The sequence below is a fragment of the Sphingomonas paeninsulae genome (genome assembly GCF_003660165.1).
Lineage (GTDB): Bacteria > Pseudomonadota > Alphaproteobacteria > Sphingomonadales > Sphingomonadaceae > Sphingomonas_O > Sphingomonas_O paeninsulae.
The window spans coordinates 648,790-661,829 of record NZ_CP032829.1 but is presented as its reverse complement, the minus strand read 5'-3'; the positions used below and the strand labels follow the sequence as shown (position 1 = coordinate 661,829).

The following is a 13,040-nucleotide window of genomic DNA, read 5'->3' as shown; positions in this document are numbered from 1 at the left end:
ACCCTTTGTTGGCCGGGCTGTGGCATTACAGGGGTATAGCGAACGGTATTTCGCAAATGTCCGGTTCATCGAACGTTCGAAAGCACGCTGTCCCTTGCCACAGTCGGGGCAAAAATCGCCAAAAATTGAGGGGGTATGCTGATCGCATACCGCTTGCGTCACGACAGAAAACATGGGCATCTTCGTCCTGCTCGCTTTCGTCGGGGGGAACGAGGCACATTGTTGTCGCTAATCCCGAGGACCGCCGCATGACCAAACAAAAAGTCGCGGATATCATCATCGACGTGCTGCATAAGGCGGGCGTCAAACGCTGTTACGGCGTTGTTGGCGATACGCTCAACCATGTCACCGATGCTATTCGCCGTAGTCCGATGGACTGGGTGCATGTCCGCCATGAAGAAGCAGGTGCCTTCGCCGCTGGGGCCGAGGCCTATATGACCGGCGACCTGACGGCATGCGCAGGCAGTTGCGGGCCGGGCAGCCTCCATTTCATCAACGGCATCTATGAATCGCACCGCAACCGCGCGCCAGTAGTGCTGATCGCGAGCCAAGTGGCGACCAGTGAACTGGGTATCGATTTTCCGCAGGAGGTCGATTTGCGCGCGATCTATGCTCATTGCAGCGTTTTCTGCGAGTCGATCATCAATCCGGCCGAGGCGCGTCGTATGGCTACGCTAGCGGCACAGGCGGCACTCACCCGGCGCGGGGTCGCGGTGCTTGTGGTGCCCGGCGATATCTCCGCAATCGAGGTGGAGGACGGCCCCGCCTACAGCGTTCATATTCCCACACCTGTCACTCGTCCGTCCGATGTCGAACTCGACAGTATCGCGGCATTGCTCAACAAGGGTGGCCGTGTCGCCGTCTATGCCGGGGCAGGCTGCGAGACGGCAAACACTCAGGTCGTGCGCTTTTGCGAGACGCTGAACGCGCCGATGGTGCACACGTCGCGCGCCAAGGATTTTCTGGAAGCGGATAATCCCTTCAATGTCGGCATGACCGGCGTATTCGGATCGAAGGCCGGGTTCCATGCGATCATGGAGTGCGAAACGCTGGTGTTGCTCGGCTGTGACTTCGCGTGGCGGCAATTCTATCCGAAAAATGCCCGGATTATCCAGGTTGATATCGATTCGACTCATCTTGGTCGGCGGCATCCGGTCGAGATCGGCGTGGTCGGAGACATTGCCGCTACGCTCGACGCGCTTCAGCAACGTTTGCAGCCCGTGGCGACGCGCGGTTTTCTGGATGACTGCCTCAAACTCCACAGCGAGGCGAGGGCTGACCTCGACAAACAGGCGCAACCGGGGCGCGATGGGCTGATCCATCCGCAACAGGTGGCGGCCCTGCTAGATACCCACGCAGCCGACGATGCGATTTTCACCGCGGATGGTGGTAGCGCTATGGTCTGGCTGCTGCGGCATGTCCGCACCAACGGACGTCGCCGCACCCTCACCAGCCTGCTCCACGGGACGATGGCAAACGCCATGCCGCAGGCGCTGGGCATCAAAAAAGCGTTCCCCGATCGACAGGTGATTGCATTATGCGGTGACGGGGGCTCAGCATGTTGCTCGGGGATCTGCTGACCGCGATTCAGGAGAAAATCCCGCTCAAGATCGTGGTGTTCAACAACGGCACCCTTGGCTTTGTCGAAATCGAGATGAAGGTCGAAGGGCTGCTCAATGCCTATACCGATCTGCTCAATCCTGATTTCGGCAAGCTGGCCGAGGTCATCGGTTTTCGTGGGCAGACGATCACCCGCAACGAGGATCTGGAGCAGGCGCTGGTCGAACTTCTCGCACATCCCGGGCCGGCATTGCTCGACGTGCGAGTCAACCGCACCGAACTTGTGATGCCGCCCCATATCGAACCCGGCATGGTGATGGGGACGATGCTTTATGGGGCAAAGGCGGTGCTGGGTGGCCATGCCCATGATGTCGTGGACATGATTGAGTCAAACTTCCTGCGATAAACGTGCCGTGCCCGACGACCGGTCACAGGCGCGGAAGAAGGAGAGCCTATAATGACTATGTCCCGAACCGACGCACTGGTGACGGTAACGCCCGGCGGCCCCTATATGGTCACCGGCGGCGTACCGCTCGCCACTCTGACGATCCTCACCGACGCCGAAGGTGAGTCCGAGACGTGGACACGCGGCGACGCTTTGCCGACACCGGCGAAATATGCGCTGTGCCGATGCGGCCAGTCGGCGCGTAAACCTTTTTGCGATGGCACCCATACCGGGATTGATTTCGATGGCACGGAAACTGCCAGCCGCGCATCCTATCTGGAACAGGCGAAGGTGTTCGATGGCCCGGTGCTGGCCCTGATGGATGCCGAAAAGCTCTGCGCTTTCGGGCGTTTCTGCGATCCGCACGGGCAAGTCTGGAACCAGGTTGCGCATAGCGACGATCCTGAGGCGAAGGCGATGTTTCTGCAGCAAGTGGGCAATTGTCCAGCTGGTCGATTGGTGGCCTGGGACAAGGTAAGCGGGACAGTTGTAGAGCCCTCTCTGCCAGTTTCGATCGGCATGGTCGAAGACCCCGCCGAGGAGTGTAGTGGGCCGCTCGCCTTGCAGGGCGGCATCGCCGTGATCGCCTCGGACGGCTTTACCTATGAGGTACGCAACCGCGTGACCCTGTGTCGCTGCGGGGAATCAAGGAACAAGCCCTTCTGTGACGGCACCCACGCTGCGATCAAATTCAAAGCTGATTACCCTGTAACGGAGTCCCCCACGGCATGACCGAAATCGTCACATCGGTCGAAGCGTTGATTGCAGCAAGCAAGGATGTCGGCATTCGGCGCATCGTCGTTCAGGGCGCTCTGGACGATGCGCCATCCATTCGCCTGTCTCCCGGTCAGTCCCTGCACGGAGAGGGACAAAGCGCGAGGATCGGATTTGCGGCGGGAAGCGACGGCCTTCAGCTTTCGTCCGACAATCGCGTCCACAACCTCCGCCTCGATGCCGCTATCGACAAGCGTGCAATCTTTAACGACACAAGCGTGGACAGTCTGGGCCGGATCGAGCTGCGCGGTGTGACGACCACCGGTCGCGTCCAGATTCTTGCGCGGGACAAGGTGCGCGGCGGTCATGTCGATGTGCACGGCCTCGATATCATTGCGGCTGATGCGCGAAGCGAGATGGAGCGGCCGCATGGCTATGGTGTCTATGTCCTCCATGGCGCCTTTACCCTCTGGAACATGCAATCCGACGAGACCGTGATTATCAGCGCGGACCTTACCGGCCTTTCGGCTGGGCGTGATGGCGCGCCGGTCCGGGGCAGCGGTATTTTCGTGAGCGGTGCGGGCGACACAGGTGGCCGACTCAACGTGCGGCGTCTGGAGACCGAAGCCGTTTACAGCGACGGCGGGATCGTCCCCGGTACGGCGGACCAGATCACCGGCGGCGTCTTCACTGTCTATGGTGCCCATGTTGACGTTGTGCGTAATCGCGGGCCTGTCGTGACCTATGGCGTCAACGACATGGTGCTCGACAATTGGGGCGTCGTCGATCGCTGGACCGCCGAAGCGAAGATCACCTCTCACGGCCCAAGTGGCATCGGCTTTGTGAATTTCGGGATCGTGCGGGAATTGAGGGTCAATGCGCCGATAGAAACCTTCGGTCAGGGTGCGCGCGGTTTCAACGTCTATACAGGGACGGTTGACCTTGCGGAATTTGATCGCGTCACGACTCACGGGGACGGCTCGGTCGGCATCCAGATCAGCCAGCCTATCGGCAAGTTGGTTGTACGGCGCGGGATCGAGACGTTTGGTGGCACCGGTCCGTCGCTGGTCAAGGGGGTCGTAATCACGCTTTCCGCCATTGGCTTCAGCATCAAGCCCGGCGGCTCGGCGCGCGAGATTGAGATCAGTGGCGGCATCAGGACCAACGGCCCCGGTGTAGCGCCGATCGAGCAGCATGGCTCTGTGGAAACATTCCGGGTCAGTGGTGGATTCGTCGCGGCGGGGGGCGGGTTCGACAATATCTGAACGAAGCCGGGCATTTCCCGCAACCAGTGGTTGTAGCCATCGGACTTCACGCCCATTCCTGCGTGTCAGGACTTAAGGCGACACATCGCCGCAGGGGGAGTTTATGACAACGGCCGTGCGCCTTTCTTCGACCGGTCTTGTCGTCGATGCCGAAAACTCTCTGCATGACCTGCCGCGCTTCTTCGACAGCATGCTGCGTGGTGTCGGGCAAGTGATGTTGCAGAACAACAGCTATGCCGGACTGCTCTTTCTGATCGGGATTTTCTATAATTCGCCGCTCTTTGGGTTCGCCGTTCTGCTCGGAACCATCGTGAGCACAGCGACTGCCATGCTGCTGGGCGTCGATCGTGCGCTTGTGCGGGCGGGGCTGTTTGGCTTCAATGGTGCGCTTGTCGCCATCGCCTTGCTTTACTTCCTGCAACCCGACGCCCTGACCTGGGGCTGCGTCATTTTTGCTGCTGCCTGCTCGACGATTGTCATGGCCGCCATGCTCACCCTTTTGGACGTCTGGAAGGTTCCTGCACTTACGGCCCCGTTTGTCTTCACTTCCTTATGCTTCTTTTTAGCTACCGCGCGCTTCGGCCGGCTCCAGTCCACGCATCTTTTGCCGACGGCGGGTCTTCCCAAAGCGGTGGCGATTGAGGGTGTAGTGACGACATCGACGATGATCGAAGGACTCTTCAATGGTATCGCTCAGGTCTTTTTTCAGGGGAGCGTAATCACCGGCATTCTCTTTGCGGTTGGTCTCATCATCAGTTCAAGGATGGCCTGTGCGACCGCGCTGGCAGGTTCCCTGACCGGACTCCTCGTCGCATGGGGAATGGGGGCCGCCGAACCGGCAATCCGCTCCGGCGCGTTCGGATTCAACAGCGTGCTCGTCGCGATTGCATTTGGCAGCGTGTTCTTCGTGCGAGACAAAGTGTCGATCGTTTATGCGCTGCTCGCCACGATCGCGACTGCCTTTGTGTTTGCCGCGGTTTCCGCTGCACTGGAACCCCTCGGCATACCCGCGCTGACACTCCCCTTCGTACTCGTCACATGGCTTTTCCTGTTCGCCAGCCCGGTCTTTCCCCGGCTTCGGCTTGTGTCGGCGATAGATTAGCCAAAGTCCGATAATAGCGAAGCCGCCACCGTCAGGTGTACGATATCCTCCAATGTAAAACTGCGGTCCGCATGCGTTGAACTATTTGGTTTTGGTTTTTCGCCAACCGGGGCGAGGGGCGATTACCTGCGATTAGCGTCAAGCATGAAGCCGACCGGAAGCACTGCGGCCAGAGTTAACGGTGTCGTCGGAGTAGGGAGGGGCTGATCTGGGAACGGTAAGTCATAAACGAATGCTTGCGCCATCTCTACAAGCGCCATCTCTATTATATGATGAATAACGGACTTAAACTTCTTTGCCCGCAAGCAACAAGGCCAAACCGGTTTCGGATGTGCGATTGTGCGAGGCGTCATCATCAAGTCTAGAAAAGAAACTTATCAATTCAGAAATAATTTCTGCAGGAACGATTTAATCCAGCATGGAGAAGATCGTGGGGTCAACAGGCTTTAACTGTGTGGTCTAATGTGCAAAAGACAAAAAATTGGGAAGCTGCGAGGGAGCGGAGGGAATCATTTGATGGCTTGGAAGAACTCGTGACGAGATAAAGGGCTAATGCCGCCGCTTGTGTCCTTTCGAGGGTATTTGATGTGGTCCGCCATGAAATTCGGCACTTGACCTTCCTCTCCTATTGGATGGCCGCACGGCTTTGGCCGTGATGCGCTTCTCAACTTATTTACAGTAAACGGGGAATAAAGAATGAATATTCGCAAAACTGACGTAAATGTTAAAATGAGTGCCACTCATCGGAAGATGGCGCTAAGCTTGGGGGTCGCCTTTCTGGCACTTACGTCTGGCGGTCAGGCGAGCGCTGCTCCGGGTGACCCCGAGTGGCGAGGCGCTATAAGCGAAGACTGGACCAACGGCGCAAACTGGTCTGGGGGCGTCGCGCCTTCGCCGTTGGACACGTCCGTATTTGTGGTATCGGCAGGGTACGATCCTGTGATCGATGACAATGAAGTCGCAGCCAACACGCTTATTCTTGGCTCACCGGTTCCAGCGAAATTGACCATCAGAAACGGTGGCCAATTGACTGTAAACAATGTCATTATTGGTAATGGCACGCTGAATATCGGCGCTGCGACCGGAGAAAACGCGGTAGCCGCTGGCTATATCGATGCCATTAACGGTATCAAATTCAGTAATGGGGCGGGTCAGCTTGTCCTTAATCATACCGACACCGATTATATTCTCGACGCGCCCCTTTCTGGCATTGGCGCGGTTAACATATTGTCTGGGACGACGGTGTTCAGTGGAGACAGCAGCCTGTTTTCGGGCAGCTTCACAGTTGACGGCGGCAAAGCTGTTATTGCAGGGACGACCGGCGCTGCGAGCACCCAGGTCAACGCCGGTGGCGTGTTGCAGATCGGCAATGGCGGGACCAGCGGTTCGCTTAACAGCAATATCGTAAACAACGGAACATTGGCCTTCGACCGTTCCGACGCACTACTTCATAACCGGGTGATCAGCGGCAGCGGCAATCTGAACGTTGCGGGCGGCGTCATCACGCTGAGCGGCATGAACACGTTCACCGGCGCGACCAGCATTGAATCCGGCGCGACGCTGGCTCTGAGTGGACAGGGGCGCATTAACCAGTCCAGCGGCGTGACCGTCAACGGCACGTTCGATGTCACGGCGGCGAGTTCGGCACAGATCAAGGATCTGGGAGGCAGCGGCACGGTGATTGTCGGCAATGCCGGGCTGAACGTGCAAAACGCTTCACAGACCTTTGCTGGCCGGATTACCGGTACGGGCGGTCTGGGAGTGGCAAGTGGCGCTCTGACTCTGACGGGAGCGAGCGACTTCCAGAACGGCCTTGGCATCAGCAATGGCGCAACCGTTAACATCGGTGCCGGCGGGACGAGTGGTTCGATCACGGCAAATCTCACCAACTTCGGCGCTGTTGTCTTCAACCGCTCGGACGACGTGAGTTATGCCGGGCAGATCAGCGGTCAGGGCACGGTTACCAAAACTGGAGCCAACACAACGACCTTTACCGGCTCCATGAGCGGCGGCCAGCTCAACGTACAGCAGGGTACGGCGGTGTTTCAGGGTACGCTGAGCAGCAATGCTGCTATCGGAGCGGCGGCCACGCTGGTGTTCGCACGTCCCACGGCGACCACTTACAAAGGCGTGCTCAGTGGCACCGGTTCGGTGGTGAAGACGGGAGATGGAACAACCACCTTCTCCGGTGACAGCAGCACCTTTGCGGGCAATGCAACCATCTCGGGCGGCACGCTGTTGCTCACCGGCGCGCTCGGCGGCAACGTTCTGATCGACACGGCAGGTACGTTGCTGACGGGCAATGGCATAAAGGATGGCCATCTGCTTGCCGATGTCGTGAACAATGGCACGCTGATCTTCAACCAGATCGGCGACTATGACTATGCGGGTGCGCTTTCCGGCGACGGTCGCCTCGTTAAGCAGGGCAATGGTACGCTGCTGCTCTCGGGCGAGTTCGGCTACACCGGTTCCACTGTGGTCGAAGGTGGCGTTGTTCGTCTGACCGCGCAACTCGATAAGGAATCCGATCTTGTCGTAAACAACGGAGCGTTCGATCTCGGTGGCCGGGATCAGGAAGTCGCCGGTCTGAGCGGCACGGGCGGTTCGCTTTTGCTGGGCATGGGCGCGCTGACTGTGGTGCAGGGCGAAGATAGCGTCTTCGCTGGCGACATCACTGGCACGGGTAACTTCATCAAGACGGGCTCGGGAACGTTGAACCTGACCGGGACAAACAGCTTTACCGGACAGGTAAATGTCAATGACGGTCGACTGGCGGTTAATGGTGCGCTGCCGGGCAATATCACGGTGAACAACGGCGGCACGCTTGGCGGTAACGGTACGGTAGGCTCGGTGATCGTGTCCAATGGCGGCACACTGGCACCCGGCAACTCCATCGGCACGCTCAACGTGGCAGGCAATCTGCAGTTCCAGGCCGGCTCGGTCTACAAGGTGGAAGTGGATGCCGCTGGCAACAGCGACCAAGTCAATGTGAGCGGTACAGCCACCATCGCGGGCGGCACTGTCTCAGTATTGGCGGCCGCTGGTACTTATCGCTGGACCAGCGACTACGTGATCCTGACTGCCGCCGGCGGGGTGAGCGGGAAGTTCACAGGCATGAATGTCGACCTGCCGTTCCTTGCACCCTACCTAAGCTACGGTGCCAATGATGTAACGCTGACGCTGGTACGTAATGACCGCAGCTTCGCAAGTGCGGCTGCCACCTCTAATCAGCAGGCAGTTGCCCTTGCGCTGGACGCAAGTGGTCGGAATACTGGCCTTTATCGAGTCATTGCCGGGCAGACAGACACGACCGGTGCGGCGCAGGCGTTCGATGCGCTTTCCGGCGAGTTGTGGGCGACCACGGGCACGTTTATGGTGGACCGTACCCGACGCCTTGGGGAAATGGTTGTAGGCCGTATGGAGCAGGCGGACATCATTACCCATGCGCTCTCGAACGCGGGTAGTGCTTCCCAGCAGACGCGCGGCGGGCGCACCGGGATTTGGGGACAGGCGATGGGAAGCTCGAACACTGCGAAGGGCGACGGCAATGCTGCGCGCGCTACGCAGAGCAGCTTCGGCTTCATCACGGGCATCGACACGCTGCTCGGCGACTGGCGGATCGGCCTGGCGTTCAGTCACAACGAGGACAAGGTGCAGGTGAATGGCCGTGACAGCCATGCGACAGTCACCGGATCGGCACTTGCTGCCTATGTCGGCGGAGGGTGGGGCAACCTGCGCACGCGGGTCGGCGGCTCTTATGGCTGGTTGGACGTAAAGGGCGCGCGCAAGGTGGTGTTCCCTGGCGTTTCCGAAGATGTCTCCGGCAGCTATGATGGCAAGAGCGCCTCGGCGTTTGCAGAGCTGAGCTATGCCGCTTCGCTGGGCAAGGCGCTGGTCGAGCCGTTCGCCGGGGTGAACCATGTTCATCTGAAGACCGACGGCTTCGCAGAGCAGGGCGGTGCACTCAGCGCACTTGGCGTGAGCGGTAATACCCGCGATGTGACGTACACCACGCTCGGCCTGCGGCTGGGCGCGCTGCTACCGGTCTCGGATCGGGCTGTAATTACGCCACGTGTCTCGGCCGCCTGGCTGCACGGGTTTGGTGACGTAGTTGCCGAAGGACGCAACACTCTCACCACTGGCAAAACCTTCTCCATCGAGGGTCTTCCCGCCACGCGTAATGCGCTGGGTCTGGAAGCCGGCGCGCAGGCCAACATCCTGCCTGGCGGCTCGCTCGGCATCTCCTATGTCGGGAACATCGCCGATCGTTGGAGCGATCACGGTCTGACGCTGGGCTTCTCTTACAGCTTCTAACCGGAGAGGTCGGGCAACCGATCGTGAAAAAGAAGGGCTGCCGCGCCGCGATGCGCGGCAGCCCTTTCCATTTCAACGTGGCGAATATGCGCCTGTACGTTGGATACTTGGAGTGTCGCCATCTGACGATCGCCCGACGGTCAATTTGCGCTCACGGACCATATGGATACGACGACACCGCGCGGTGAGCTGTGATTCTCAATCTTCGGCGCGCTCGCTCACTATGAACGGCGCTAACCCGCGAACGGGTGCTGGCAGGCGTTGCTGTTGCTAAGCACCGGGGTCGCCAAGGCGGTTGCCGCCCGCCGCTAATGGCTGTTTACGAAATCTGAACACTGATCGTGGAGAATGGATCCAAGGTGGGCTCGGGGTGGAAACTTTGCGTAGTATCATTTCTGCACTGAGGGGGGGCGCCGATTTGGCGCGAACCTGCGGAAAAACCATGAAGGCGTGGCCGCTTTGGAGTTCGCTATAGTAGGACCGGCCTTCATCGCGCTTCTGCTGGCGATTTTGTACACGATGTTCATTTACCTGGCACAACAGATGCTGGAAACTGCGGCGCAGGGCGCAGGGCGACTGCTGCTGACTGGCTCGGCTCAAACGACAACGCTGACCAATGGGCACGTCGGCATGACCGCGAGCGACTTCAAGGATGCCATATGCAACGGCTATGCTGGCACCAACGCCAGCGGCCAGGCTGTCAGTGTTTCCCCGCTGTTGCCGTCGATGCTTTCGTGCTCGCGGCTCACGGTGAACGTAAATACCGCAACCAGCTATAACGTAAGCAGCACCGCTTCGCCGACATTTACCTATGACAGCAATGGCGTACTGACCTCAACCGGCACCGGCTACAATAATCAGTCGAGCGGCGCGGGTAGCAACCGCATCATCGTCCTGCAACTGATCTATTTGTGGCCAACAGGAACGGGGCCGCTGGGTCTGAACTTAACTAATCAACCCAATAATAATCGCATGATTGTGGCAACATCCGTGTTCACGACAGAGGCTTATTCATGCAGCGGGTCGCAGACCTCATGCTGAAGCATTTCGCCCGTAGCACTCGCGGATCGGTACTCGTGGAATTCGCGATCTGCCTGCCGGTGCTTCTGCTCTTGTACACGGGCGGAGTTTGCGTGTCCGATATGATCGCCTGCAATCGCAAGGTTACCATCGCGACGCGTTCGCTGGTCGACCTCGTCACTCGAACCACGTCTCCCGCGATCGTCTACAACAGCCCGCAAAGCACCAACGCGGCGTCGTATCTCAGCGCCAGTGCGATCGTCCTGTCGCCCTACAAGCTTAATAACGCGACAGAGCAGGTTTCGCTGCTCAGAGTCTGCGACGCCACGCATGCCTATGTCGTCTGGACCCAGGCCCAGACGCAGAGTGCCGATGGCAGCACCATTACTCCGACGACCTCGACTCACATAGCAGGCACGCTCCCCACGAATGCGGCGCAATCGGCCAACAGCGTCATCGCCATTCCCAGCAACATGATCACCTCGCCGATGGTGCCGACTTCGCCGGACGGCTCGAATGTGTGCGGAAACCTCGCTCCGGGCAATAGCACGAAGACTCAGGTCGGCACGGCCGGCGGCTGGCTGTATACGGGCAATATCAACTACAACTTCACGCCAGTGTTCAGCTATATGCCGATCGGGACCACAGTTTTGACCCACACCATCTACATGGTTCCTCGCCTTTACTAGGTGCTTATATGATGAAAAAATTCCTCTCATTCAGATCTTCAGCCGCACTGTTCGGTTTCATTGCTCGTCTGAAAGCTGATCAGAGAGGCGGGGTTCTGATGATCATGGGGTTTTCGGTCATTCCGCTGACCTTTCTAGTCGGTTTTGGCGTCGACTATTCTCGCGCCATGAGTCTCCAGACTCATTTGAACGCCGCTGCCGACGCTGCCGCGCTGGCGGCTGTCGCACCCGCGATGATCCTTCAGTCGAACGGCGCCTCGACCTCTGCCGCAACGAACATGTTCAATGCGCAGGCCGCCATGGTGACTGGTTACCAAAATCTGCAGATGACTCCCACAGTTATAGACGGCACTCCCGGTACCAACGGCGCTCTGGGCTACCTGCGCAAGGCTACTGTCACCTATACGGTCCAGTCGATCAACGTGTTTGGCGGGATACTGGGTGCAAATACCCTGACCGTGAGCGGAACGTCTACCGCAAGCGCCGCGCAGCCGCCTAACGTCGATTTCTACCTGGCAATGGACAATTCGCCCTCGATGCTGCTGCCTGCGACTTCGGATGGAGTCACCAAGATCATCGCGGCCACCAAAAACACAACCGATACCAATCTACCAAGCGGTTGCGCGTTCGCCTGTCATGCTCAGGTACCCCACAGCGACAGTATATTTATCAAAGACCCGCCGGGCCGCCATATTTTGTTGTCGACTGGATACTATACTTCGGGATCTGCGAAGCAGAATGTTTTCTACCGCTGGGCGAAGGCGCCCGTCACCCCCGCCAACGTGCTTTACGACAGTTCCGGCAACACGATGGAAACCTCATCAACGTCAGTTTCGTCGTCGGATACAGGAAGCGGAAGCAATCGCGTTGTTAAGACTACGACGACTGTGACAACTACGAAATATACGATTACGAATGATCTTGACACTGGTCCGGTTAATATCAACAAGGTGGTGACCGCGACACCGACTATTGTATCGACAACGTATAAAAGCAACGGGACGACGGTGAATAATACTACGACTTCTGCGGGAACCGTCACTTCGAACACAACGGTATATGATACTGGATACTGGGCCGACGGCTATTGGCTCACGCATAACTATGGGCAGATCTTCCGTAGCCCATCGAGCATTGTTCTGCGCAAAGACGAAGTCGTTTCGGCTGCATCGCAGTTGATCCCTTTCGCTTCCAGCCAGGCCGCCCAATACCATGTCACTTATCAGGCGCAGATGTTTTCTTTCGACTGGACGCGACCTAACGGAACTTCGCCCGTCAAGACGCTGAACAGTCTGACGAACGTGGCTTCGTACAGTAGCGGCTTTTCGGCAGCCGCCTTGTTCCCGGCAGACGACTATTGGTGGAAGAATTCACAGCCCACCAACGGCACCAACAACAACGACCGGTCTACCGAAATAACCAATATGCTCACGGTAATGAAAACTACCATCCCTACTGCAGGATCGGGTGCCCCCGGAGCGGTGCCGCAAAAGATACTTTTCATCATCACAGACGGCATGCTTGATCAACCGAACGGCAGCGGCCGCTATTTCGGCCCGTTGCAGGCTAGCGACCTGACCCTATGTACCGCCATAAAGGCAAAGGGGATCAAGATCGCCATCCTTTACACGCAGTACCTGCCGGAGTCGCTTGTTGGCGATATGAACTTTTCGCAACCGTACGTGGCTCCGTTCCTGCCGCCGCCGCCCTTCCCCTATCCGCCAGGCAACGCTGGGAGTTCCGATCAGGTCCTCACCGCGCTGCAGAGTTGCGCATCACCCGGCAATAACGGGGCGCCGCTGGTGCAGACCGTGACAGCCAATGACGACATTACAACTGCCCTCCAGCAGCTATTCTCCACGGCCCTCCAATCTGCTCGACTGGTCCAATAATAACGGGAAGTTAATTGTGCTAAACGAAGTGCTGTTCAC

7 protein-coding genes and 1 pseudogene are annotated in these 13,040 nt (G+C 58.5%); all 8 read left to right on the top strand.

The window, feature by feature from the left end:
• Positions 1–56: 56 nt before the first annotated feature.
• A pseudogene (locus tag D3Y57_RS08595) lies at positions 57–1,966 on the top strand (thiamine pyrophosphate-dependent enzyme).
• Positions 1,967–2,017: 51 nt separating this feature from the next.
• Entirely contained in the window at positions 2,018–2,737 is a 720-nt protein-coding gene (locus tag D3Y57_RS08590) for a CDGSH iron-sulfur domain-containing protein (RefSeq protein ID WP_121152641.1), read from the top strand.
• Positions 2,734–3,984, top strand: coding sequence for a hypothetical protein (locus tag D3Y57_RS08585; protein ID WP_121152640.1), 1,251 nt, complete (start codon positions 2,734–2,736; stop codon positions 3,982–3,984). The genes D3Y57_RS08590 and D3Y57_RS08585 overlap by 4 nt, the downstream gene beginning before the upstream one ends.
• 103 nt (positions 3,985–4,087) lie before the next feature.
• Positions 4,088–5,086: an urea transporter gene (locus tag D3Y57_RS08580; RefSeq protein ID WP_121152639.1), complete on the top strand. Its 999-nt coding sequence runs from the start codon at positions 4,088–4,090 to the stop codon at positions 5,084–5,086.
• A gap of 762 nt (positions 5,087–5,848) precedes the next feature.
• Complete coding sequence (locus D3Y57_RS08575; protein ID WP_162987065.1) at positions 5,849–9,400, top strand: autotransporter domain-containing protein; 3,552 nt, start codon at positions 5,849–5,851, stop codon at positions 9,398–9,400.
• A 459-nt stretch (positions 9,401–9,859) separates the two neighbouring features.
• Positions 9,860–10,441: a TadE/TadG family type IV pilus assembly protein gene (locus D3Y57_RS08565; RefSeq protein WP_162987064.1), complete on the top strand. Its 582-nt coding sequence runs from the start codon at positions 9,860–9,862 to the stop codon at positions 10,439–10,441.
• Entirely contained in the window at positions 10,435–11,109 is a 675-nt protein-coding gene (locus D3Y57_RS08560; RefSeq protein WP_205590107.1) for a TadE/TadG family type IV pilus assembly protein, read from the top strand. Before D3Y57_RS08565 ends, D3Y57_RS08560 begins: the two co-directional genes overlap by 7 nt.
• A 98-nt stretch (positions 11,110–11,207) precedes the next feature.
• On the top strand, positions 11,208–13,001 hold the full coding sequence (locus D3Y57_RS08555) for a pilus assembly protein TadG-related protein (protein ID WP_162987062.1): 1,794 nt from the start codon (positions 11,208–11,210) through the stop codon (positions 12,999–13,001).
• Positions 13,002–13,040 lie beyond the last annotated feature (39 nt).